The 25,811-nt window shown below is 48.2% G+C and carries 8 protein-coding genes and 1 pseudogene; 7 read left to right on the forward strand and 2 right to left on the reverse strand.

Annotation, left to right across the window (positions count from 1 at the left end):
• Positions 1-127 precede the first annotated feature (127 nt).
• From BUB59_RS15815 to BUB59_RS09800, 4 genes and pseudogenes are all read left to right on the forward strand, one after another.
• Positions 128-223, forward strand: a pseudogene (locus BUB59_RS15815) (LEPR-XLL domain-containing protein); the annotation flags it as partial.
• A gap of 486 nt (positions 224-709) precedes the next feature.
• The gene (locus tag BUB59_RS09790) at positions 710-18,328 is read left to right on the forward strand and encodes a calcium-binding protein (RefSeq protein WP_234980022.1); all 17,619 of its coding nucleotides are present in this window, start codon (positions 710-712) and stop codon (positions 18,326-18,328) included.
• A 19-nt stretch (positions 18,329-18,347) separates the two neighbouring features.
• Positions 18,348-20,507 (forward strand): hypothetical protein, encoded by a 2,160-nt coding sequence (locus BUB59_RS09795; protein ID WP_073229315.1) that lies wholly within the window; start codon positions 18,348-18,350, stop codon positions 20,505-20,507.
• The gene (locus tag BUB59_RS09800; protein ID WP_073229318.1) at positions 20,507-22,453 is read left to right on the forward strand and encodes a preprotein translocase subunit SecA; all 1,947 of its coding nucleotides are present in this window, start codon (positions 20,507-20,509) and stop codon (positions 22,451-22,453) included. The genes BUB59_RS09795 and BUB59_RS09800 overlap by 1 nt, the downstream gene beginning before the upstream one ends.
• Positions 22,454-22,462: 9 nt before the next feature.
• Here the strand turns inward: BUB59_RS09800 and BUB59_RS09805 are convergent, their stop codons facing one another.
• Both BUB59_RS09805 and BUB59_RS09815 read right to left on the reverse strand, forming a co-directional pair.
• Complete coding sequence (locus tag BUB59_RS09805; RefSeq protein WP_143160329.1) at positions 22,463-23,920, reverse strand: efflux RND transporter periplasmic adaptor subunit; 1,458 nt, start codon at positions 23,918-23,920, stop codon at positions 22,463-22,465.
• Positions 23,921-24,540: 620 nt separating this feature from the next.
• Positions 24,541-24,864 carry a helix-turn-helix domain-containing protein gene (locus tag BUB59_RS09815; RefSeq protein ID WP_073229327.1) on the reverse strand — a complete coding sequence of 108 codons (324 nt, stop codon included), beginning with the start codon at positions 24,862-24,864 and terminating at the stop codon, positions 24,541-24,543.
• A 114-nt stretch (positions 24,865-24,978) separates the two neighbouring features.
• On the opposite strand from BUB59_RS09815, the gene BUB59_RS15210 reads away from it, so the two are divergent.
• Genes BUB59_RS15210 through BUB59_RS09825 form a run of 3 tightly spaced genes read left to right on the forward strand, consistent with a single transcriptional unit; the run spans position 24,979 to position 25,809 of the window.
• Positions 24,979-25,173 (forward strand): hypothetical protein, encoded by a 195-nt coding sequence (locus BUB59_RS15210; RefSeq protein ID WP_143160330.1) that lies wholly within the window; start codon positions 24,979-24,981, stop codon positions 25,171-25,173.
• A complete protein-coding gene (locus BUB59_RS09820; RefSeq protein ID WP_143160331.1) occupies positions 25,145-25,621 on the forward strand; it encodes a hypothetical protein in 477 nt (158 codons plus the stop codon). Before BUB59_RS15210 ends, BUB59_RS09820 begins: the two co-directional genes overlap by 29 nt.
• Positions 25,618-25,809 (forward strand): hypothetical protein, encoded by a 192-nt coding sequence (locus BUB59_RS09825; RefSeq protein ID WP_073229332.1) that lies wholly within the window; start codon positions 25,618-25,620, stop codon positions 25,807-25,809. Before BUB59_RS09820 ends, BUB59_RS09825 begins: the two co-directional genes overlap by 4 nt.
• Positions 25,810-25,811 lie beyond the last annotated feature (2 nt).

The raw sequence follows: 25,811 nt of genomic DNA on the forward strand, positions 1-25,811 counted from the left end.
GTAGATGTAAAGATTGCCTACGAATGGGAATCGGAATCGAGAGAATCATCTAGCAAGGCTGCCTAAATGCTTCCACACATGTTGATGATGCCTCAATAAAATTTATAAGTAAGATTACAAAATGAACATGAAAAGAATAAAGAAATCCGTCAAGAAGTCCACCAAGAACAACTACCGTATTGAGGCTCTTGAACCTCGCCTGATGATGAGCGCCGACCCAGTCATTGATGTGGACGATCTCAGTAACCTTTCTACGCAATTCGAGACAATTTCGGATAGAGTATTTGACGAAACGACTTCTTTGTTCAATACGTTTTGTGTGATTGACGCGGAACTGGATAACCTTAATATTGCAGACAGGGTAAATAACGGCGTCAATTCGATCAAGGACCTTGTCGAGGATTCGCTCGCTACCGCCAAAGGAACTCTTCAGAACCTTCTTGGTGATGCTTCAACCTATATAAAGGGCGAAGTAGATAATTTCAATGATAATATTGCTGCACAGGCAGAAAGCACACAAAGTGCTATAACGCAAATAAGCCTCAAAGATTTTGCCACGAAGTACTTAAAGGATTTCGTTAATGCTCACCCTGAATATAAAGATTTCACGTTTAACTATACAGACTCAAAACTTGTCGTGGAATATGACCTTGAGACAGTTAAAGAAATTGGGAGCCTCGAGATTATCGCCGGAGGTGAGACCTTCAATTTGACTGGCGATGGAACAAACCTTGCCGTCAATGCAAGTATAAGTGCCGAAATAGAGCTGGATGCGGATGTATCTGGTACAATGCTGGACAATGTTAGCGATATTGGCTCACCGACCGTTGCCGCAAAAAGCCTTGATGTTTCGATTGCCAACCTCGGCCTGAATGCAGAATTCCTCGGGTTTGGGATAACTGAAGTAGATAACGATTCCACGCCGGATCTAAAAATCAGCTATAATGCGGAGCAGGAAACCCCGTCGGCTTCCGTTGATGTTGATTTGGAGTTTAGCCTGTCTCCTGCAAATGCAGATAGTCTCCCCTTTATGTTCAAAGAAGGGGAAATGCTTAAAATATCCAAGGTTGGGACGGATTTCGAACTGAAAATTCCGGATATCGTAAAAAATGAAAGCTTTACTCTTGCGGATTTTGCCGGATCGCTGAAAAATATAGAACTTGATAAGCTCCCCTTCCTGAAATCCCATGCAAGCGAATTGAAAAATGCCTTGGATAAGATAACGGAACTTGAAAATTATTGGGCGAAAGTTTCCATGGCCTTCGGTGGTGCCGTTGAAAAAGTCGAAGGGGAAACGGATGCTTTCCAGCTAAAAATCAGCCAGCTGGCCTCGTGGCTTGGAAAGTTTGTCGGTGACAAAGCCGACGAAATGAAGGAAAATGTAAAGCAAATAAGCCTAGCGACGCTCAATGGAGGAAATGTTGGCTCTTTGGTGAATGTGTTCGATGGCATTACTGACTTTACAAGTGCGACCGATACCCTTGGGTTGAAGACAGGAGACAATACCTTGAGGCTTTTCCTGACTGCAAATTCGGGAACCCTTGAAAAGCTCAATCTGAACTTGATTGAACTCGAAGATTTGCTCATGGAAGCGACAATTGAGCTCGATGTGACCATAAATGTCAGTTCCGAAGGCAAGGTGAGTTTCGGGTCTGTTGCTGTCGGTGACTTTACAGCCTCAATTACTAAAAAAGAATCGGTGACCAAGGAGTTGGATTTAGGGCTTTTTACGGCGTCCATTGAAAATCTCAAAGCCAAGTACCAAATCAAAGTTGACTCCGCTAATGGTTCAAAGGTGACAAGCACGCTTGAATTATCCTGTGGACAACTATCTCTCAAGTCTGGCTCGATCGATATTTTTGGACCGGTAGCAGACCAGAATATTTCGTACAACTTTAGCGAAGACATCTGGATTTTCCCAGAAGCAATCAAAAAATATACCAGCCTTACGGGTGATACCTTGGTGAACCAGGTCGCTATTTACCTGGATACCGTGCAGACGGCGCTCCGTGGCTTGATCGAGAAAAATGTGAAACTGGACTTCTTGGGCGGTTCGACAGATACGATTGTCAATATTGTAGATAAAGTCGAAAAAGTCGTGTTCGGTGAAAAAGGTCTTGACAGTCTAGGCAAAATAGATGATTCTTTGGTGAAGGTTGGTTTGCTGAAGTATGTGGACGGAGCCTATACAAAGAACTTTGCCGATTTTGCGGATTTTCAGAAGGTATTCAATTACTCTTGGGCTCATTTTGTTCTGGGGAAGGACCTTAATCAAATAGAGACTGTTCTAAAATCGACCGATATGGAAATCCAAAAATCTCTAGACTTTCTTGATATAGAGTTCATGGATAAAAATGGTAAAGAGCTTGTCCAGAAAATTGAATCCGATGTCGAGGAGGAAGTTGCGGCTGAAGTTGCTGATGCTACTGAAGTTGCACTCCTCGATCATTGTAAACTGACATTTAATTTGGGCTTCAACTTTGCCAAGGTCTTTGACCTGAACTTTGAGAATACATTGAAAAGCGGTGGCCTAGTGGGCGTGTCTACGAACGGTTTTGCGACGGCAAGCGGGAATGCCGGTATGAGCTTTACCCTGGACATTCACTTTAGCTCCGAGACCATCGGTGAAGATACCGAGCTGCCTGCAAGTATAGAAAGGGAGAATAGTTCTTATTCGATTTTCTCCCTGCCTGAGGAATATACACTGGACAGTGAATTGACATTCAATGTCATCGACAAGGATGACAAATCGGAACTTGCTACCATCAAAGGCCAGGAGAAATACGGGATTTCTGGCACGTCGACATGGACTGTGATTCCTGCAGGGACATCCGGCAAAAATGTCGAGATTTCCGTGACATCCTCAAAAGACCGCTTGCTTGTCACTAATGATGCCAAATTTGATTTGGAAAGAGGCAAAGATGTGAACGCCTTCTCGGAACTTCGTCTTACCAGTTCGAACCTGCAGACGACCTTCCTTGCAGAAAATGTTTCGGAAGATGGAAAAATAAAAATCTACGTCAAAAAGCAAAATCCTAGTGCTCCGCCGACATCTGTAGGGAATCCAGTCGAGATTGAAATAGACTTGGCCGAGGTTATGGGCGGGGATTTTTATAAGGAAATTCTGTGGGAGAGTGATTTGAAGGGCCGGCTTAATGAGTTCTTCTCGCTGCAAAAGTCGGACGACATTCCCCTTTTGGAGGTTAAGGACTCTATTATTGGTAGCGGCCGTTCCGTCATGAATACTTTTGGCCTCTATGTAGTGGATGTGGTGGAATCTACAAATACAAGTGGTGCTAAAGAATACTCGATCCGGTTCGGCTGCGACCCGAAACGCTTGCAAGATTATGTGCAGGGCGACAATGGCGACCCCAGCGGCCTTTACTATGAACTTTGCGATGCCGCGGGCGTTAATGTCACCTATATGCGCATTTCCGGTGAAATCAAGCCGAGCGCTACCTTGGGCGAGGCTGGTATTTTGATCGGGACGGATACCTTTTTCCCTGCCGAAATGGTGTCTACCTTATACGAAACAGCAACGGAAAGAGATAATGTCCTCAGTGATTTTAGAAAAAATCATCCTATCTTGGAATCAGTATTGACGTATACTTCATTTGATGTGGAGGATGCCAATGATGCAAGCAAAACAAAATATGGCGTTTCGGTTTCTGGAACAAATGTGACTATCAGTAATAGCGTTGCACGGTTGCTCATCTCCAAAACAGATGGCTCTTCAACAACCTCGAACTCGTATATTGTTAATACCGAAAACTGTCATAACTTTTCAAGCCTCGCAAATGCAATCAAGGATGCCAATGTGCCTGGAATCAAGGATGTTCAGGTCGTCAACGGCAAACTTGTGTTTATAACCGATGTAGATGTGACCGTAAAACTGGAGGGGACTCCATTAGACGCCGAGAAGGGTGATTTTAAGATAAAGGGTTATGATCCCATCGATTTCCAGGACCTCAAGAAGGGCTCTGAAGTGCTAACCCTTAGTGGCTCTACGACTATATACGATGTCGTAGCGGCTGTTAATCAGGAATTGGATGAAAGTGGCGTTTCTCTGTATTATAACGATACTGAAGGCAAGGCCATGGACCACCTGGAGTTTCGTAGTGCCAATCCATTCTCATTGGAAAATATCGGTGCCAGCACGGTACTGCAGGGGCTCGGGTTCGTGGCAGGCGAAGCCCGTGCAGATGGTAAAGGCGAGTATAGGATTGTGGGCGCCACGCTTACGGGACCTGACTGGTCGAAGCTTTTCTCGTTGGAATCTATAGAAGATGCTAAAATCAAGTTGAGCGCAGATGCGACGTTCCAAATCGGCGCGGATATCAGTTTCTTCAAGGATCCTGTAGCGTCTGGAGATAACTATAAGATTACCCTTTCTGAAGAATCTGCCCAGTATCCGATTGATGAAGGCGGCCTCTTGATGGTGGGCTCCGACTATTATCGTGTACTGGGTGTGGGGTCGGAAGAAATTTCCGGAAAAACGTACAAAGTTATTATCGTATCAAAAGGTGCCGTAAATGCTGAAGGGTCGGACTTTGTGGCCACGAAGGATAGCGTTGCCACCTATGTGGCTAGCGCAAATGCGAGCGTCGGCTTCTTGGGTGTAGATGCCGCTGTTGACGGCAGTATTAGGGTCTCTGCAGAAATGAATCTCAAGAAGGATTCTGCGGCCACTGAGACTTCTTCGGATAAGGATGCTATTACAGGCAATATCCTCGGGTTTGACTATGAAATGACATTCGATGTGACATCCGCCGATACAGAAGAGGAAACCGATGCGGATGTACCTAAGTTTGAGCTAATGGCATGGAGCTCAATTGGCGACGAAACATATAAAGTAGCAAGCGGCGATGTATCGTTGCGAAAACCTGTAGATGGTGTTCCTAATTCCCCTTCTACCACTGTAGGTCCCTATGCTGTTACGTCAAGTTTTAATTTAGATGATGGCTTTTCACAAATGGTGGGGGATCTGAAGAGTATTTCCGTTGAGCAGATATTTACCGTTTTGGAAAATGTCGTTGACCGAATCGCTGAAACTACTAAGAAAACGAATGATGTGAAGATACCCGTCATCAACAAGTCGGTGGGCGACCTCGTGAATGTGGCCAATGACCTTCGCGATATCGTGAGTAAATTGCGTCAGGAGAAGGTGACAAACTTCCAGCAGCTGGTGAAACTGCTCAAGGCGCAGCTTGAAGATTTCGGGCTTACTGCTTATGAGGGTGCAAGCGGCGCTGTGAAGGATTTGATAGAGCTTGATGTTGTCCCTGTTGAGGAAGATGGGATTACCAAGTATCAGCTTGCCATCGACTTCAACATCGATAAGGGTTTCAAGGATTCTTACGAGTTCAACTTCGGTAATGGAACTGTTGGAGTAAATGGCAGTGCTGCCCTTGAAGTACAAGGAGACTTCTGGTTTACCTTGGGGGCAAAAATAAACCTGAATTCTACGAGCATAGATCTTTCGCTTGAAAACGCTATCCAGTTCGGCGCCAATGTCGAAATTCTGGGCGATAAGCTCAGCTTCAACCTCGGGGTGGATGGCCTAAGCGATTCTGCTGCGGGCGCGTTCCTCAAGAACCTCATTACTGTAGGGGCCAAGGACAATACGGCGTACGTGTACGGCAAGGCCGAGCTGCTTGGGTCGTATGGTAATAGTGGTTTATCTGTCACTGGCTTTGATGCTTTGCATACTCCCTTTAATTTCGCCCTTCCGGCGGTCGTATTAGGCAAGCTCCCGGTGAGCGTGTGCGGCGTGGACATGGGTGAGATAAAGCTCGGTGAATGGACTAACTCTGTAAATTGCCCTGATTCTGCAGATGAAGCGAAAAATGGCCTGACTTCCATATTCGATGATTTCAAAAATGCCTGGTTGGCAACAGCCAATGGTTCGGGTGATGCTGCTAGCCTGACGACAGCGAGAAACGATTTGAATGCGAAGGCCATTATCATTGAAAAGGGTACTTTTGCTGAATCCTCCAGCAAGTCAAACTTTGATTTTGACCTTTATACCGGTCCCAAAGATGAAACTCCCGATTCCGGCACCTTAGTTGCCGATGTTTCCGGTGTGTACGACAAGATTATCGAGTACTCCAACTTTGGTACCATGGACTGGTTTGAAAAAATCAAGCTTGTCGTGGGCGCTCTCAACAACATGCTCGATTCGCTCGAGGGGAACCTTAACGGCAACCTTGCCAGCACCATGAAATCGATGCCGGTTATTGGCGATGCCCTTTCGAACGGAGTTGACTTCTTGAGTGTGCTCAAGAAGAAGGTTCTGGAACCGCTTTCGAACTACCTGTATGAATCGACTGGCCTTACCGCCGAACTTCTCGCTCAAAAACTGGATTCTCTGTTCTCTGGCTATTTTGATGAGGAAACTTTCGCATTGTTGCCCCCGGTGGATAATAATGACCTTTGGAAACGTTCAAAGCAAGGCACCTGGTACCGTTCTGGGGATGGTTTTGCCGAGTGGTACTTGAACCTTGGGCAGGTCTATTCGCTGGGCCGTAATATCGATTTGAACCTTGGGCTACCAGGCCTAGGCCTCGAGACCAATGGCGGTGTAAGCCTTTCGCTTGATTGGAACCTGCAGTTCGGTTTCGGTGTCTCACAAGAGAATGGGTTCTACTTTATTTTTGATGATGGCAACGAACTCGATGTGATTGCGCAGGCAAGCCTTAATGGCAAGATCATCGGCAAACTGGCTGGCCTTGGGCTTGAACTGGACGCCTCTGACGCTGATGCTGCGAAAATTAAACTTTCGCTCGGTGTGGACCTAGGTGGAAAAAATGGGGGTACTGATGTAGGCAAAGGGCTTTTGCTCGATGAAACTGAGAAAGCCGCTTATGATGCCAAGTCTAATGAATCCGAGAAAAAAGAGTACTTGGAAACCCTTAGGGCTGATGCTACCCGTGAATTGAAGAATCTCAGTACCGTCAATGTTGCCCAAGCCATATCAATGCCTGTGTTCAGCTATGATGCGAGCGTGAACCTCAATCTCGGCCTTATGGTGGGTATTGCTAGTGACCTCAAGATTTCGGATGAAAGTACGCCCAAGTTCCCGAATATTACAGGAATTTTTGTGTTCAGTTGGGCATATGGTAGTGCATCAGAATCTACTGATAATGCTATCCAACGACTTGGATTCCAAAATTTGGAATTTGATATGGGCTCGTTTATTGGCGGCGTATTGGGCCCCATTGTTTCTAAAATCCAGAAGGTGGTGGAACCTTTGGAACCGCTTATCGAGTTCCTTACCACGCCGTTCCCGGTTCTTGACGATTTGGGTATAGAAATTACACCACTTGACCTCGCGAAGAAATTCGGTAATGCGAAATCGTTTGATGACAGCATGGTCTATGCCATCAAGGATCTCATTGCCATGAGCAAGAAAATTTCTGCGGCAAAGGGAAAGAGCCTGAAACTGAGTTTGGGTAATTTTGATTTGATAGGTGGAGATGGCGACTATTTTGATGCTTTGGATGTCTTAAATGGCTATAAATCAAAAGATTCTTTAAATTCGTCTATAGCTGATTATGCGCCTTCGTTAAATACTGCACCAGACAGTAAAAATTCCATCAATAATCAAGCCAATTCTATGATGGCTGCAAATGGCTTCAATAAGTCGGAAAAAGATGGCAAAAGCGATTGGACGTTCATTTGGGATGAACCGTCAAAAATCTTCCAGTTGCTGCTGGGTAATGACGTGCCTCTTGTTGAATACGATATGCCGGCTTTGAGGTTTGACTTCAACTGGGATACCTTTGTCCGTATCTGGGGACCGTTGGGTGTGCGCCTGGGTGTTTCGTTCAATGCGTCTATCGACCTTGCCTTTGGCTACGATACTCTGGGTATTCGCCAATGGGTGGGTGGCGGCTACAAGGATTTCGGCTCACTTCTGAACGGCTTCTACGTGAACGACCTCGACAAGAATGGTAATGACATCAATGAACTTTCGTTCTATGGCGGTGTAAAGGCTTCTGCAGAACTCAATGCAGGTGTAAGTGCTGGCGTTGGCGGTGGCGTCGGTATCGATGTCGGGTTCAACCTGTACGACCCCAACAAGGATGGCAAAATTCGCTTGAACGAAATCGCGACCTTGTTCAAGGAAGAGGGCCTGTTCGGGTTCTTTGATGTGAATGGTAAGATTACGGCGAAGCTGTATGCGTATGTTGACCTGTGGCTCACCAAGAAGGAATGGAATATTACAGACGATATAACGCTGTTCAGCTTCGAATACACGCATAGTACACCCCCTGTCATGGCGTCTGAAGCCAATGGCGACGTGGTAGCGAACATTGGCCCGAATTCTACGAGCCGCGTGGCGACTGATGATATAAATCCGTCTCTTGATGATGGTGATGAAACGCTGAATCTTTATCTTGATGACTTATCTGTATATAAAGAAAGTAATAAAGAAAAAAAGTACGGCTCAATTAAAGAAAAAGACGGAAAATTATTGGTTGACGCTGGTGCCGGAAACGATAGAATTACTTTATTTGGAAATTTCAATCGCAATATCGAAATCAATGGCGGTGACGGAGACGATTTCATAGACCTTTCCGGGTTGACAATCAATGGAGACCATTCCGTTATTATTTGGGGTGGTGCGGGTAACGATACCATCATCGGTGCCGCAGGTCTCAACATCATCTTCGGCGATATGGGTGTGGCCCGTATCGAGGAAAAGGAAGAGGAAGAAGGTAACAAGAGTTATAAGTATGTTGCCGAAGCGAATGTGGACGCAAACGTTGCTGGCCAGGATACCATTTATGGCGGTTCCTACCGCGACATCATATTCGGTGGTGCCGGTATAGACCAAATCAACGGCGGTACAGGCAATGACCTCATCTTTGGCGATGGCGGGCGAGCCTTGTTTGATGGTGCGGATAATTGGGCCAGCGTGGATGGAAACGATAAGACGACATATGATTATACGAAAATATTTGGGGATGTTAAGACTAACAGCGCGGCAATCGATCGTACGGACATCAGCCTCGATGGTGCCAATGATGTTCTGATTGGCGGCGCCGGTGACGACGCGATTTATGGTGGCGGCGGTCATGACTACATCGATGGTGCTGCCGGTGAGGACACACTTGATGGTGGTAAGGGTAACGATCGCATTCTTGGCGGCTCTGACAGTGATAACATAAGCGGCGGCGAAGGCATGGACATGATTTTCGGCGATCGCTTTGCGGACAGCGGTGCTGAATTTTTATTTAATTTTGTGGCGCCCTTCACAGCAGAATCCTTTAGCGAAGACTTCAAGGCCGCATACAATGTGCCCGGCGAAAAAATCAATGCAAAGTCCTTCGACATTAATTTGGATGAAGACAAAGGTCGGGGAATAAACAAAAATAAGTATAAAGATAATCTAACCACAATATTGGGCTCTGATGCCGTGAAAAAGGTATACGTAGCGGATACCACTACGACTCGCGCTACCGACTACATTTCTGGCAACGATGGCGACGACCTCATCTTCGGTGACGGTGGTGCACATGATGGCGAAACAGATTACATTGAAGGCGGAATCGGTAACGACCTTATCGATGGCGACGGCGGCAATGACACCATTAATGGTGGTATCGACAACGATGTGATTTACGGCGGCGCTGGCGATGATATCATTGATGGCGGAGCTGGGAACGATAGTCTCTACGGTGATGAAGGCTTTACTGCGTATGGCGAAAAGGAAGGGTTTGAAACGCTGGCGGATGGTTCCGTTACTCCGACAGATTCTGCCGGCATCAAGGAATACATCGATAACAAGCTGGCGTTTGGTGATAACCTCGGGATTGGCAAAAAGCTTTATACCAATGCTAAGAGTACGACTACGGAATCTGGCAACGACAAGATTGTTACCGGTCCGGGCATGGACTTCGTGGATGGCCAGGACGGTAGCGACAAGATTATCGTGAACCTCATGGGCGAAAGCGTGACAAGCTACGCAAACGTTACTGATTCCGGTGTGAATGGTTCTGATTCTCTGACGGTCGAGGGGACCGAGGTCGATGACGATTTGCTTATGCGCATGAACAAAACGCATAAACTTGGTTTCGTTGCTCTGCTGCCCGATACTTTGAATCAACTGGAGGGCGAACAGAAGACCGCCGATGATCTTTCGAAGAATACGAACATCGAACGCGTCAATTTTACAAATGCGATGGATGTCGTGAACCTGAACGGCAACGGCGGAAAGGACACGATTAGGATTGACGGTACGGCGAAGGTCACGAATGTGGATGGTGGTGCAGGTTCGGATACTATCCAGGTGGGCCAACTCTACAACTCGGAACGCAACGACCAATCTTCTGCGGTTGTTACCGTGAATGATGCCTTTGATACAGTGAAGACCTCCGAAGAGAAGTACCTGAGCGATGGCGTTACCGATAATACAACGCTCAATGTGGATGGAGGCCTTGATGAAGATTTCCTGCTTACGCTGGGCAACAAAGGCCGTTTAAATATGGCCGGTGGCAAGGGAGACGACGCTTTTGTCATTGCAAGCTATAGCGTGGAAGACCCGGATAATATGGTTGAAGGCCCTGACGGAGTTAAAACCCCGAAGCTTGTCGCCATCAAGAAGGGGCCCGTTTCCATTGACGGTGGCGACGGTAATGATTCGCTGCTGATTGGCGGCACGAATGGCGATGATAGTATTGTCGTTTCCAAGGAAGGCGTGTTGAGCAACGTGGTGGGTGTTAAGGCGGCCGGTGTCGAAAAGACAACGTTCGACGCGGGCGCCGGGGATGACATCTTTGACGTGGTGAGCTCCAATGCGAATGACGCGACCATCATCAATGGCGGCAAGGGCAACGATACTGTTGTCGCGGGCGGCCTCCAGGAATCCATGACCCTGTATAGCGCGGAAACCGATGGACAGTCATGCTTTGTGAAGTACGAAGTCTTCGAACCCGCTGAAGAGGGCAAGGATGAGAAGGTCCTTGAATCCCATTCCGACAAGTTTGTTGTTATCGACACGTCCTTGAATACACCTGCGGTATTCATTTCGGGCGACGCCCAAACAATTACCGACCCGCAAATTTCTATTTCGGAAGGTTCCGCGAAAACATTCTACCTTCGTGCATCGAATATCGCTGAAGGAGAGACTGTCAAGGTGCAACTTATGGCGCCGATGGTTTCCTCAAATGACTTTATGCGTGGCGATCGCGGACTTTTGATTGCAGCTTGTGTTGGCTCGAAATTGTACAATGGTACGGTCAAGTTTGATTCTACGGGTGCCGTCATCGAAGGCTCTGACTCCAATTGCGTTTCTGGCTACGGAGAAACCATCGACCTCTACCTTGATGCCTCTCACACTAGTGTGGAAATTAGCGTATTCGCCTTGAATGATCTGTTTGTGGAAAGCGAGGCGAGCAAGTCCATCTCCATCTCCAGCGCGCAAGTTAATGCAGCTGGTGAGGTTGTCAAGGAACTCTCGAAGTCGATGACCGTTGCCCCTGTCAAGGTGGTTTCGGATTCTGGTGTGCGCGACACGATTAATTTGCTGACCTATGCCGAAGAGTTTTCGGGCTCTGCAAGTGTTTCGCTCCCGAAGGGCCTTGGGAGTAAGGTCGCGGCTGTTTATGCTGCAGGTGTAAATAATGCTTTGACCTTAGGTACCGACTATTCGGTTGATATCGATACGCTTAACATAAAGACCGCCACGTATATCGGTAAAAAGATTGTGGTCTTGTTCCGCGGTTCGAATATGCGAATTGATGGGGCAAAAGCGACGCTTGTTTACGATGACTTGAGTCAGCTTGATGTCCAGTTCACAGATGAAGCTGGTTCCCAAAAAACTGTCCTAGCTGAAGGTGCGGTGAGACCCGCTGGCGTGACTGCGCTTGAGGGCGTATACTATAGGCTTGAAGGGAACACCATAGTGTTCTTCAACAGCGGTAACAAGCGCCTTATGACGTTGCACGGCACCCTTAGTGTGAGCCTCAAGACCAGTGCGCCGGCTGCATCCGCTGGTGTTGCAGCATCGAGTGCGACATCAACGCCTACGGGCACAATCCCGAGTGAAGCTGTCGCTAGCGAAACCCAGCAAGTGTCTGTCCCAGCTATTTCTATAGCCGAACACTCTTCTATGTTGGTGGAAACAGAAGGCGAAAATGAACCGAATTCTGTGACGTATGCGGTAACCTGCAATAAGGATATCGCCGAAGGCGAAACCCTGACTGTCAGGATATCTGCGATAGACGCTGTCCGCGATATGGGTGAAGATCCTACCCAGCAGCTCACGATCGGTGCGGTTATCCCTGAAGAAGTCCTTGCCGCCCTTGTTGCCGAAAACAGCGATTTCAAGAGCGATGATTTCATTGCCAAAGACAGCGCTAACAGCAAATATGTCATATTGACATTTACGTCTAAGATTAAATCGTTCAACATTACTGTTACTGCTAAGGCCGACGATTTTTCTGAAACCTATGGCGTGACAACGGTTATGGAAGGGGATAACCTCATTGGCGACATTGATGGTGCTGTATATGCCTATGGCGAAGGTACCAGCATGGATATTTCGACGGATTCTCCGTCGCTCCTCAGGTACAACCATAGGATAGAACCCGACGATGAATCGGAACAGGTGGGTGTCGCGTCTGAACAGGCGGAACTTAAATATATTGTCGCGAGCAAGTACAACGAGAAGAACGAGTATCCTTCTGATGCCTTGAAGGCGATTGGGAACCTTGATGCCAAAACATTGACCGTTGCTCTCACCGCTATTGATCCCGAGGCCGATGCAGAAGGCTACAAATTCGAAGAAGGTAAGTATAAAGGAAAGACGGTGCGTTTTGTCGCCAATGACAGCGAGAATGGCATCAAAGTTGGCGAAAATGAAAACGCGAAGGAATCGGAATGGTTCCGGATAAACGAATGCAAGCTCTCCGAAGGCAATATTGTGCTTACCTTGAACAAGGCTGTCGTTGGTTTCGATGCTGCCAATTCGATGGTGTTGTTCTCTACGCCCAAGGATTACCTCTTTGTGGATGAAAAGACCTGCGTTGATCGTATTTTCGTGAATAACCAGTCTGCTTCGACGGATGCAAATAGTACATTTGAAGCCTTTGCCACCAAGCTCGCTGAAATGAATTTCGACCCCACCAAGACTTATACCGGCGAAGAGGTTGCCCAAATCGCGGCGGAACTTGGCTTGGTTGGCATGGATGCCGAAAATGTCCTGAGTTTCTTTAAGAATGTAAGCGAAACGGAAGGCTCCATGAACATGGACCCGAACGCGTTGCGCTTCACGCATACTGAAATTGGTAAACGTGGTATTTCTGTTTCGGATTTCGAGTTCGGCGAATACAACCTTGGCACGGGTTCCGATACAGTCGATATTTCCAAGACGCTGCACCGCGAAGACGGCTTCCAGACATTCACGGTCGTGAATACGGGTGATATCAATTCCGCAAAGAGTAATACGGTTGGCGAGGTAATCGGGACTGCTACTTTCAGCGCCTCTAGTGTTTCTGCCGCAGGACTTTTCCATTATGACATAGCTGTTGATACGGGAGTAACGTTCGAAAAGACCGCGGAAGATACCAGAATCTATTACGTGGATGCCGAAATCGTCAAGACAGAGAATGGTGAAACAGAAGTCGTGGGCACTCAGCGCCGCGAGATTGTCGATGTGTTTGACAGCATCTCGGGTTTTGATGTCAAGGATGACTTTATCCTTCGCGACGGTGAAAGTATTGCGGGGTTCACGTTCATTCAGGCAAAGTTCGATGACATCATCAATGTCAACAGCTACAAGGAAGATGTGGCCTCTACCGTCATCGCGGAGAGCGTTGTGGTTGATTTGGATGAAGAAGAAACCGACGAATCGCCTGCTACTGAAGCTGAAGAGTCCGATACCGAAGAAACCGTCGTAATGGATGGTTTTGCGTATAACTACACGATTAAAGACGAAAACGCCGCGACAATCGAAGCAAGCGTTGCTGCCGCTACCGAAGCGGGTAAGTCAATCTATGTAGATGCAAAACTCAGCGATGGTACTACCCAGCGTAGGCTAGTCGTGGCTGGGTCGCTCACATCCTCGAGTTTCCGCACGGATCGCGCATTCACGCTCCCATCAGATGACTCCATCTACATTAAGAGTTTCTCGTTCGGTTATGGTTACGTGGGTGACGGCCAGCTCGTCGTGAACGCCGAAAGCGGCAACGACCAAATTTTTGGTGTCAATCCCGATGTTACGCGTAATGACATGGTGCTTTTCGGTGGCAAGGGTGCTGACTATATCAACGTGAGCCAGGGTGGTATTGCCTTCGGTGACATGGGTGTGGTTGAGTACGCTAGCCTTACGAAGGCTGATGAATTTACAACCAGGCTCGGTTACGAGCTTATTGATGATGAACCCGAAACCATTCACACGACTATTGCGAAGGATGCCAGTGGCAAGCTTGACAAGCAGACCGATGGCATACGTCGTAACGCTACGAATGTCCGGTCGGTCGCCGATGATATTGGCGATATTGACATGATTACTCTCGGCGGTACGGACAGTAACGTGATTGGTGGTGCAAAGGGCGATGTGCTCTCGGTTTCGGGAAACATGAACGTGGTGCTTGGCGATAGTGGCTCTGTGCAGTACGACGCTGGCAACCTTGAAAATGCCGTGTATGGTGATTCCGTGGGTAAGGGCTTGCATATCGTTGAGACGACCTCCGATGACATCGGTGGTGTGGACAACATCTCCATCAGTGGCGGCAAGAATATTGCGATGGGCGGCTTCGCTGGCGATGACATCCGCATTACTGGTGCTGATAACATTGCGGCAGGTGATGGCGGTAAGCTCGAAGTATTCGAAAAGCGTCAGGTTCTCGAAACGACGAGCGATGAACTCGGTGGCGAGGATTTCATTACCACGGGTGACGGTGCGAACGTCGTGCTTGGCGGAACAACGCACGATGTCATTCACACGGGGGACGGAAACGATACCATCGTGGGCGATGGCGGCAAGGTCGTCATGGATCTCAACCGCAACGCTCTCCTTGTGACGAACGAAGGGCACGACATTCCTGTGCTTGAAGGCGAGGGCGAAAATGCCGCTCTCAAGAGTAGTGCGGGCAAGGACCGGATAGACGCCGGTGACGGTGACAACGTGGTAATGGGCGGTCTCGATAACGATACGATTGACACCGGGACCGGTAAGGATGTCGTCTTTGGCGACAACGCCTATGCGACATTCCGCGGCAATGCTTCCGAGGCGCAGAACCAGTTGGACGAACTCCAAAACATCCCTACCATTTACGATGAATCGACCCTCAGTTTCAACTTCCAGGGGCCTGCCCAGACGGGTGTTGCCGCAAACGAGCAGGCCGGTGCCGTTGCTGACTACACCTTCAGCCAAATGGATGAAACCACGGGCGAATTCGTGGATGTTACCGAGCATGCGGACTATCGCGTTGGCAACTGGAACAATATTAAGAACCCCTCCGGCATCGAGGCGGGCACCTATGGTAACGAGGATGACGAAATTGTGCTGTTCGACAACGGCTCCCGTGCTAGTGCCGTGAGCGTAACGTACGGCGCAACCGAGGCCCACCGCATTGACACGACCACGGGGCAACAGATACGTTTGCACGGCTACGATCAGAGCAATAAGGTTCACGGTTCCGACCCGGGCGACGTAAACCTGATGAAGAGCGGCCTGGATACGAGCCGCAACAACGACCAGACCAAGCTGCTTGTACAGGTTGACGGCCTCTCGCAATACTTTACGGATTATGACGTGGTAGTTTACCTTGATATGGTCCGTGAAAATTCCTGGTCACCCGACAGTGTCCGCATGGTTACTCTCTACCGCGACTATGTGGACAAAAATGGAGTGTCCCACAGCGATGTAGCCGGGTGCTACTTTGTGAATGACCCTGAGTCGAATACGTTCAACGGCAACTGGATTGTCGCTACGGCTACGACTGCCGAACAGGCCAGGGACGCAAGGGATATCGCGGGTAACCCGGTATATGCCAATTGCGTCATATTCAAGGGTATCAGTGGAGACCGGTTCCATGTCGAGATTACCGATGGCGACCCCAGCAACGGTCAGAACGGCAAGGACCGTGCTGGCATTGCGGGCATACAGGTGCGCGGTCGCCACCACAAGCAGGACGTGGCTGCATCGACAGATATTGCCTATGGCGGAAACGATACCGTCAGGACATCCGGTGGCGACGATATCGTCGTGGGCGGGACAGGCAATGACCAAATCAACGCTTACGGTGACGAACATTACGGTATCAATGACAATGACGTGGTTTTTGGCGACAATGCCAAGATGCTGTTCACCGACCGCGATGACGCCGCCACTACGGCATCCACGATAACGACCGCGGAATCCGTCATTTCGACTGACATGTCTGCCACCTATGACGACACCATTTTGACTGGCGACGGTGATGATACGGTGGTGGGCGGCCTCGGTGTCGACAAGATTGATGCTTCTGCGACTCCCACCGCTGATGGGACTCTTGATGGGGTTGATGTCGTGTCGCTCAACTTCGTGGATATCTCCACGCCGGAAAGCCTGCTTATGCGACAGGGCGAGTCTGCCGGTGTCGTTGTCGATTCGAACTGGCACAATGTTTACCAAGCTGGCTCGCAGCAGAGGGAATTCGGACAGGACCCGACGGACGTGCATTTCCGTTACCATATCAACGGCAATAACGACGCCCCGACAGAAAAGGTTAACGCGTCCATGGATGCTGACACCGGCAACAATAAAATGTTCAAGACCTATGTCTGCGGTCAGGCCCATGACACGCTTACGCTTGAACTCTCCAACATACCCGCAAGCGAGAGCGATCCACGCGATGTCTATGTTTACATAAGCGGAATCGACAACGAGCGCGACGGTTACGACTATATTTTCAAGATTACGGGTAGCAACGGCCAGACCTACTTCCTTAACGACTGGATGGGCGACTGTTTTGATGGGGAATACAAGCAGGTCACCTGTACCAGCTATCAGAAGGGGGCTCTTGCATCTGGCATAACACCGAATGTTACGATGATTGGCAACTATGTTGTGTTCCGCAATGTGAAGGCTAGTTCGCTTACGGTAAGCATTAGTCGTTATGATTCCACCATGGGAGATGCGAAGTGGAACAATATTCCCGTATTTAGCGGTGTGCAGATTGTGAAGAGCTCTCTGCCGACCGAGGCTATCGAAGTTGGTGGCGACCACGACAAGGACCTTGTTTTTGGTGACGAGGCTAGGTTGCTCTTTGATTTGGATATCCCGTTCGCGGGTGACGAGAACGTAGCCGACTACAGGAACAGGGTAATTACATCGGAATCGGTTGCAATGACTGACGGCAATGTTGCGAAGGGTGCTGGCGATACGATTGTGACTGGCAAGGACCGCGATGTCGTCGTAGGTGGTGAAGGAATTGACGAAGTCTATTGCGGTGCTGGTGACGACGTGGTTATTGGTGACAGGGCATCGCTTAAGGTGGAGCACAACAATCCTATCGGCGTGTTCAGCCAGAATGTCGAGATTGTCCTTGAGGACAACGACTATACCAAGGCACAGAGGCGGCGTTTCGTCGATGGCGACACCGGTATGAGCGTAAACGAGATGCAAGACCAGGTTAGGCAGGGGCGTATCGAGGGCATAGCCCTTGAGACTGCTGGCGACACGGGCGACCACGTGTATGACGAATCGTCCAAGAACCTCGTGTTCAACGGAAATCTGACTGCAACTGGATTCGAAGTCCCGGACATCGAATTTGCCGGTTCTGAAACGGCACCGGACGATGGCAATAACCAGACGGAGCCCGACGACAACAATACTCAGCCCCAGGATGGCGAAACCGGGAATGGTGAAACCGGCAACGGGCAAGGCGGTGAAACCGGGAATGGCGAAACCGGCAACGGGCAAGGCGGTGAAACCGGGGACGGCGAAACCGGCAACGGGCAAGGCGGTGAAACCGGGAATGGCGAAACCGGCAACGGACAGGGCGATGAACCCGGCATAACGACCATAGAGTCGTACGACATGCAAACTCCGCTGTTCCTTACTGCCGGTGAAACTGTGAAGGTCGTTTTCCACGAGTTCTACCGTGACACAAACTATGTCCCCAACCTGAAACTTATCATTATCGGAAGTCAGGGCCGGTTCCCGGCTATCGATGTTGACCTTGAAACTGCTACCGGACCGCTGCACCTGGATATTCCGAGCACGTGGTGGTACTCGGTGGATGTGCCGGACCAGCCGAATGGCGAAAACGGTTGTTTCGAGATCTATTTCAGAGCGGAAGAAGACTCCGTAGTGGTAGTATCCATCGCGCAGTAGCGTCTGGCACGGGAAAACTATGCCTCTCGATAAACAGCGTAAAATCTTCCATGAGTCGTGGTATCGCCTGGCCGGGAGCAGGATTGCTCTGCGGTCCAGTGTTCGTGTACATCGACAAATGTACCGAGGCATTCTCTGGTATGTACTTTACGAGCCGTTTACGAACCAGTATTTTCGCTTGCCGCAGGGGGCTTACTCCTTTGTTTCACGCCTTTCTTCAAAAAGGACTGTCGGCGAAATTTGGAACTCCATGCTTGAAAGTGGTGAAGGGGATATTCCCGGACAGGGCGAAGTCATTGAAATGCTTGCCCAGCTTTACCAGGCGAACATGCTGCTCTATGACGGTGTTGAAGATGGAACAAAACTTTTTGAGCGAGACAAGAAACGAAATCGCAAAAAAGTCAAGTCCACCCTGCTAAACATCTTTTTCCTTCGTATTCCCGTTTTTGATCCGGACCCGCTTCTGAATCGGCTTCGTTGGCTTATACGCATCTTAATCAGCAAGCCCATGTTTCTTGTTTGGCTCGCGACAGTCTTTGTTGCCGTTAAGTATGGGATTGAAAACTTCGATGCGCTCAAGGATCAAAGTGCAGGCTTCCTGTCCCCATCCAATATCGTCTGGGTGTATGTCTGCACCGTTTTTGTAAAGCTGTTCCATGAATTTGGGCATGCGAGCGTCGTCAAGAAATATGGCGGCGAGGTCCATACGCTGGGCGTGATGTTCATGCTGCTAGCCCCCTTGCCCTATGTGGATGCCACGGCAAGCTGGTCTTTCCGTAAAAAGAGGCATAGAGCCTTTGTTGGTGCTGCAGGAATGCTATTTGAATTCTTTATAGCTTCGGTGGCGCTGATTCTTTGGGCAAATCTTGGCGGAGGTACTGCAAGGGCTCTGTGCTACAACGTCTTTATCATCTGCTCGGTTTCTACAGTCCTGTTCAACGTAAACCCGCTCATGCGCTTTGATGGCTACTACATTCTGACAGACTTGCTGGATATGCCGAATCTGCAACAGCATTCCGCAAGGCATTTGCAGTATCTTCTGGAGCGTTATGTCTTTAGAAAGCGTGATGCGGAGCCAGTTGCCTTTACCGTAAGCGAAAAGCTGATTTATACATTCTATGGAATTGCAAGCGCAATTTACAGGTTCTTCCTGTTTGCAGGTTTTATCGTCGCCATTTCAGCTCATTACTTGATTCTTTCCTTTATCATGGGAATTCTTCTGTGCCTGACCATGGTTGTTATTCCTGTGGGCAAGTTTATCAGGTATGTCTTTTGGGAACCAGCCCTTTCAAGAGTCCGAAACAGGGCTGTCTTTGTAACAATCTTATTCTTCTCGGTGTTGCTAGGAATTCTGTTTGGCTTGCCTGTTCCCGACACGTTTACCGCCCCTGGAGTATTGGAGGCCCGTCGCTATGAAAATACAATTGCCACCGAGGGCGGCTTTGTCAGCAGGGTTTACAAGAACAGCAACAGTTCTGTTAAAAAGGGTGATACCCTACTGTTGCTTCGTAATAGTGAATTGCAATATGCCATTGATGGAAAACGAGCCGAAATTCAAGAAGCAAAACAAATGTACAATCGGGCGCTAAGTGAAGCCCCGGAGAATATGTCACCGTTGAAAAAGAGGATTGCCGTTTTAAGGCAGGAGTTGGCTGAACTTGAAAAGAGCAAGCGTGAACTTGCCTTGATTGCGGGCATAGACGGTGTGTGGAGTGCTCCCGGAATCGAAGACTATGTAGGGCGTTGGGTTGGAAAGGGTGATTCCGTTGGGATTTTACTTGATACAACTTCCTTTGACTTTTTGGCTGTGGTAAACCAGGAAGAAGGTGCTAGGTTGTTTGGACAGCGGCCCATCCGCATTTCGGTCCGTCTGCATGGCGATGTGTTCAAGGAATTGCAGGTTGTATCTGCAAAGGCAATCCCCAGCGCCCAGGATCGACTGCCTTCCAATGCCCTTGGGTGGTTCGGTGGCGGCGATGTCGAAACAAGGAGCGACGGAACGTCGGAACAGACTGCGGAGCCTGTTTATTTACTGCGGGCAGAACTGCCAGATTCCGTTGGTGTTCGTGGACTGCATGGCCGGACTGGTAAAATACACTTGTTGCTGGGCTACACACCGCTAGCCACGCAGGGCATTCGCAAGATTCGCCAGGCTTTGCAAAAATACTATAGAATGTAATGGACTTGACGCACGATTACAGGCTCACTTCGTTAAAGCACGTGGAAAAAATCCCCGTGGGTATTGACGCCTTCGTGTTTAGGCTTAAAGGTCGTTTTAAAAGCCGTTCTTCTATCATTCGGAAAATGCTGAAAACAGCGCGCAAGATCGATGGTCAAAGCAAAAACTTTTCGACAAAAAATGATGCTGAACTGAAAGAACGGATTGTCCATCTATCGGATCTCTTCAAGCGTCCTGTCACTGATTCCGTGTTACGAGAAGCCTTCGCCTTGATGCAAGAAGCAGTTGTTCGCACCATGGGCTACAGGCCTTATGTTGAACAGATTGCGGGAGCCTTGTGCCTTTACCATGGCTATATAGCGGAAATGTCCACCGGCGAAGGCAAGACAATCACTGCTGCCATGTGTGCCGCAATCCGTGGGCTTTCTGGGCAACCTTGCCATGTGATTACCGCCAATGACTATTTGGCTGGTCGTGACGCCCAAATCATGAAGCCGCTGTACGATTTTTGCGGAATTACCGTGGGTGCAGTTACCTCGGCAATGAAGCCTGACGAAAGAAAGAACGGATATTCAGCTTCGGTTACCTATTCCACGGCGAAGGAAGTTCTTGCCGATTTTCTACGGGATCGTATAGCCATGGGCAAGATGCAAAACTTTTCGAAGCGTCTTCTTGATAGATTCAGCTTGCAAGGTGGTCAGTTTGGAAAGGGCGTCGTACAACGTGGACTTTGTACTGCCATCGTAGATGAGGCGGACAATGTGTTGATTGACGAGGCCGTGACCCCACTCATCATATCCCGTGAAAACAAGAACGAAGGCTTTAACGAAAGTTGCAAAATCGCTTTCGAACTTTCAAAGAAAATGAGGGAAGGCGAAGATTTCCTTGTGGATGGAAAACTTCGTGCAATCCATTTTTTAAGGGACTTTGAAGACATGCAGGAAGACTCCTCGATGCAGGGTTTTTCAAAGGCCGCTTTCTTGAAGGACCTTGTTCGGCAGGCTCTTACAGCCCGGTATCTTTTCTTTTCAGGGCGACAGTATGTTGTAGAAAAAGGCAAGATTGTGATTGTCGATGAATCTACTGGGCGAAAAATGCCAATGCGTTCCTGGAACGGGGGCCTCCACCAAATGATAGAACTCAAGGAAGGTCTGGAACTTTCAGGTCTTAAGGAAACGGAGGCTCGAATGAGCTTTCAGAGATTCTTCAGGTTGTACAGGAATTTTTCCGGCATGACCGGTACTGGCAAGGAGGCTCTTGGTGAATTCTGGACAATTTATGGAGCGCCTGTGTTGTGCGTTCCAAACCATCGCCCCTGCAAACGTAAAATTTCCCGCATCCGCACATATTCAAAGAAAAGTGCCAAACGAGCAGCCATTGTTTCGGAAGTCTTAAAAATCCATAAGTGTGGGCGGCCGATTCTTATTGGAACCAAGGACATTGACGAAAGTGAAAACCTTGCAGAAATGATTGCTGCAAAGGGTCTCAAATGCTGCATTATCAATGCGGTTCGCAGCGATGACGAAGCTGCAATTATTGCCGATGCTGGTCAAATGGGTGCGATAACGGTGGCTACAAACATGGCTGGCCGAGGAACAGACATCAAGATTCCCGCACAGGTAAAGAAATTGGGCGGTCTCCATGTGATTGCAACCGAGTGCAATCCGTCGTCACGGATAGACCGCCAGCTTTTTGGCCGCGCAGCAAGACAAGGGGACCCGGGAAGCGCGAGTCACTACGCAAGTTTTGAAGATGACGTGCTACGCAGGAATTTGCCGGGAACCATATCCGCAATCTTTAGCCGCCTGGGGTTGTTTTCTGCCTTGGCTGTTCGTTGGGCTCAGTACCGTGCTGGACACAAGGATTACCAGAACAGGTTGGCGGTGCAACGAACGGACTCCTGGCTGGAAGATTCCCTGGGATTCAGCGGAAACGACGTTGGTTAATGTAAGTTTTTACCACCAGAGCTTTAGACGCAGGTAGTCGATTGCCTGATGCGAAAGAATCCACCAGAGAGTTCGCTTTCCGGCGAAAATCTTCGCGATGCCAGTCATGCCGGGACGAAACCACTCCGGTGTATATCGAACAAACTCGCCACGTACGGCAAAGGTATTTTCCTGATCCTTTACTGTTGCTGTCGGACTCATGAGGGTTGTCCTAAATCTATACACGTAGTCCGGGTGGCTCTTGATTCCCATCAGGCCTTCTCCGCCAATTTGAACGTTGTTTACTTCCAGTTCGCTTACATCGGCTTCCATGTATATATCCTTAATTGAAGCCATCTGGAAAAGTTCACTGCCTTGATTTACGTGGGCACCAATCCTTTTTTGCAGGTCTCCTTCAATGATAACGGCGCTGTCCGATTCGCAACGGATTACAGAACGGTTTAACTTGTAGCGTACAGTCTTGAGCCTGGCCTGAGTCTGGGCGAGTTTTGCCTGTTGGATTCGCAAATCAGCAAGTTGCTTGTTCGCCTGGGCTTTCTGGATTTCCCTTTTGTTATCCTGCTCCTGTGCAAGCAGGTCCGCTTCTTCCAGCTTTAAATCCTTCTGATCGAGCCTCAGTAGTTCATCGCCCTTATAGACGATGTCGCCTGGTTTTACGTTTACGCTCTTTATGAATCCATCAAACGGTGCGCTTATGTAGGTGATGTGGTCTGTCTTTAGCATGGCCGGAGAACTGACCCTGTATTCTATCGGGACTAGCGTAGCGAACAAAATGAATCCTAATAAAAGAATGCCGATAAGTTTTGCCCACGTATGTTCGTGTCCAAGCAACTTTGCAAACGCGCTCCTTATTGCATGAACGAGCCTTTTGCCAAACCATCCGCTTTTCTTGTGAAGTTCTTCTAGCCTTGCGCTTACAAGCGAGGCTGTAAGATATATTTGCGTTGCTTCATCATTTCCGAAAGGTTTGGACGTTCTTTCACATGTAAGAATCGCAATGGTATCGTCACCCCGACGCACAGGCACAGAAAGCAAATTACCCGCACCATGGGTCTTGCTGTAATATTCGTGAACATGGGTTACGATGGAAGAATCTTCAGCCTGCGCTGGATAGGCGATGTTTGCATCCTGTTCGTATGCCTCTTCCATGGCATTTTCAAGGTCTCGGACCACCTGCATCTTTTTTTCAAAATGATCCGTATGGCTTATTGCGGCAAGTACAACGTAGTCGTGCTTGACCATGCCAAGGCTCACTCGTTCTGCATGGTGCCGATCCGCAATTTCGCCAGTAAGCGCGAGACTAGCCGTCTTGAAAGTTTTTGCTTCTCCCACAATCCTCACGACATCCAGCATCTCGCTCATCTGCCCAATCTTGGAACTCGTTGTTTGCAACGCGTTCTGCAATGCCTTGATAACAGCGTTTTGGTCAAATTGAGGCTTTTCTGGATTTTCTTTAGTCATGGGCATACGAGTAATATTTGGGAAAAATAAAAAAAATAAGGGAAACACAGGGATAGAATTTTTACATAAAACCCAGTTTCAAAGAGTTATCAAAGATTGTCTCACCTAAACATTGATAGCTAATGAGCTAAATTCCAAAGAAATCTTTTTTACGATTTGCAAATTTTCGCACATCGTCCCAAAGTTTTGCAGAATTAAGCAAGCACCACTACAGGACGTGTACAGCGTTTTTTTAGTTCATCCAGCTAAATTACTTGTTTATTCCCAAAACGCCTGTACAACGCTTTGCAAGCTGCTGTTTGCTTGTTCTACGTAATTACCCTTAATTTTTTTTCTGCAGGGCACTATGAGTTGAGTATGAGGATTTTTTATATAAAAGTTTTCTATTCAATATCTGAGAATAGTTATTACTCATACTTCTACTAACTAATTATTCTCCTACTACTTCTACTACTATATAAGGCTTGCAAATTTTTGTTGCGACCCGTTGCCAACTTTTGCCAGTTGCAAAGGGCGTTTGCATTTTGTTGCTAATCGCTGCGAATTGCAAAACAATCAACAAAAAAATTGGGTTCCCTAAGGAACCCAAAGGATTATTATGCCAAAACTCAAAGACTGTCTCAAAGTCACTTTGACTGGACTTGAACATCTGTATCTTTTCCCTGCAGAGCAAGCAGGCCATTCCGTACGATTGCAGCGCATTCCTCCGGAGAAAGAACAACCTCCCCGCGAATCTCCTGTGCGTGACGCTCCTTTATCGCCTGCCAAAGCTCCGGAGTAAATAACTCGTCAATATCCATGCCAGTTTCCAGGAGGCGCTGGCATACTTCATAGCTGGGCGTGGACTTGCCTTTCTTCCAGGCAGTGATGCTTGAGGCGTTCAAGCCCAGCTCTGCAGCCAGGCTGTTGGCGTTACGATTTGTACGGGAGAGAAATTTTTCGATGTTCATGCAACAAATTTAAACAAAATTTGCATAATAGTCAAATAATTTTTGATAAAATTTAATTTCCCTCTTGAATTTTTGCATAGAAGTGAATAAATTTTGTAAAGAAAACAAATAAGTTTGAATAATACGCAAGATAATTTGAATACAAGGCAACAGAAGGTTTGGCAGGTCGGCATTACCGAACAGGCCAAGCAGGCGCTGATGGAACTTTCCAAGCGAAACAGGGACAAGGGAGTGCCAACCACTCAAGGTATGATCGCTTCCGCTTTGATTTTAAGGGCCTATGAAAATGGCGAATCCGTTCTGGGCTAAGGTTTCATTCAGTGACTTCATAAAGCATTTCCGTAAAATGACGGACGATCAAATCGTCGCCGATATCAAGGAGTCCATGGACGTTCTTGAGGACGCTATTTCCGATGGGACCAGCTTTGGCGCGTTCCTTGTTCGCATTTCCCAGGAAAGGATAAAGCTACGTGGCGAAGTGAACAGGGCAAACGCACTTGCAGGCCATGAAAAAGCAGGTCATGAAATCAGGAATCCAAGGCCACCAAAACCACAGCCCAAGTTTCCATCAAAGGAAGATCTTTACGATTTCTGCGCAGAGAGTTCACTTGATGAATCGCTTGCGCGTGAATGGTTCGAAATAACACTCAGTAGAGGAGGTAAGACGCGAGAAGGAACGATAATTGAAAACTGGAAGGGTGCAGTCACGAGATATGTGGAAGCGCGACTGAAAAACCTTGAAAAGGACACCAAATGAAAAACGAAATCCAGAACACCAATGGATTAAAGCTCAATGACCTGTCCCGGACAGCGGTTCTTATCGCAAACGTCGTTTGCACTTTGCCTGCAATGATTTTGCGCGAGTTTCAGCTTGAAGGATTGGTCAATGAATTTCAAGAAGAAAAGAAAGAGTTCAGAAATATGAATCTCGAAAGGAGCAAATAGAA

The sequence above is a fragment of the Fibrobacter sp. UWEL genome (genome assembly GCF_900142535.1).
In the GTDB taxonomy this organism is placed as follows: Bacteria; Fibrobacterota; Fibrobacteria; order Fibrobacterales; family Fibrobacteraceae; genus Fibrobacter.

Coding starts and splice junctions, on each gene's coding strand:
- BUB59_RS09795 (WP_073229315.1), top strand. CDS start 18,348: ATGCCTCTCGATAAACAGCGTAAAATCTTCCATGAGTCGTGGTATCGC.
- BUB59_RS09800 (WP_073229318.1), top strand. CDS start 20,507: ATGGACTTGACGCACGATTACAGGCTCACTTCGTTAAAGCACGTGGAA.
- BUB59_RS09805 (WP_143160329.1), bottom strand. CDS start 23,920: ATGCCCATGACTAAAGAAAATCCAGAAAAGCCTCAATTTGACCAAAAC.
- BUB59_RS09815 (WP_073229327.1), bottom strand. CDS start 24,864: ATGAACATCGAAAAATTTCTCTCCCGTACAAATCGTAACGCCAACAGC.
- BUB59_RS09820 (WP_143160331.1), top strand. CDS start 25,145: ATGAAAATGGCGAATCCGTTCTGGGCTAAGGTTTCATTCAGTGACTTC.
- BUB59_RS09825 (WP_073229332.1), top strand. CDS start 25,618: ATGAAAAACGAAATCCAGAACACCAATGGATTAAAGCTCAATGACCTG.